The organism is Mesorhizobium sp. M1A.T.Ca.IN.004.03.1.1 (genome assembly GCF_003997555.1).
GTDB lineage: Bacteria > Pseudomonadota > Alphaproteobacteria > Rhizobiales > Rhizobiaceae > Mesorhizobium.
In genome coordinates, this window is sequence record NZ_RZTV01000700.1 from 1 (window position 1) to 253 (window position 253).

Genomic DNA, 253 nt, shown 5'->3' on the forward strand with positions numbered 1-253 from the left:
GGGCGGATGAGCCGTTCGTCGTGCGGGAAGCCGGTGTCTCCCGCCACGCGCCCGGTCAAACACTTGGCCTTGTGCCGCTTGCCGGCCACGTTCACCGTTTCGACCGGTCGGGCCGGGCGCTTGAGCGAGCATCCATGCGGGCTGCATGATTTTCCCAGGGTCGATGTTCCTCCCAAGGCTCGATCCGTCTTAACTATAAGGAGAGAGCGACGTGACCATTCGCACCGTTGTGTGGGGTGAAAACATCCACGAG

1 pseudogene is annotated in these 253 nt (G+C 62.5%); it reads left to right on the forward strand.

What is annotated here, in order from left to right:
• Positions 1 to 149 (forward strand): annotated as a pseudogene (locus tag EOD29_RS38090) (sugar ABC transporter ATP-binding protein); the annotation flags it as partial.
• Positions 150 to 253 lie beyond the last annotated feature (104 nt).